Consider the following 326-nt stretch of genomic DNA (forward strand, 5'->3'; position numbering starts at 1 on the left):
TTGCTGGTGGCACTCCCGCGGGCCAGGACTGTCGATGACTACGAGGCCTTGCTGCCCTGGCGCATCACTGCGCTCAAGATCTGAACTGCGGGACAGCGCAAGGGGTGCGGTCTATTGACCGCTTACGCATGCGCAAACAGATCGGCGTACTCATCGGCGTCGCGGATGAGCTCATGCTGCTGGGTCAGCGTGCGGACACCGGCGGCGGGCGCACCGCTGGACTCGATCTCGATGGCCGCCAGTGCCTGGGCAAAGCTGACTTCCGCCAGCGCCAGCACGCGCTTGTAGCTGTAGGCTCCTTGCTCCAGAGCCAGCGCGCAGGACGC

Annotated in this window: 1 pseudogene; it reads right to left on the minus strand. The window is 65.6% G+C overall.

The window, feature by feature from the left end:
* Window positions 1-122: 122 nt before the first annotated feature.
* A pseudogene (locus B0E41_RS26965) lies at window positions 123-326 on the minus strand (IS21 family transposase); the annotation flags it as partial.

Source organism: Hydrogenophaga sp. A37 (assembly GCF_002001205.1).
Taxonomy (GTDB): Bacteria; Pseudomonadota; Gammaproteobacteria; order Burkholderiales; family Burkholderiaceae_C; genus Hydrogenophaga.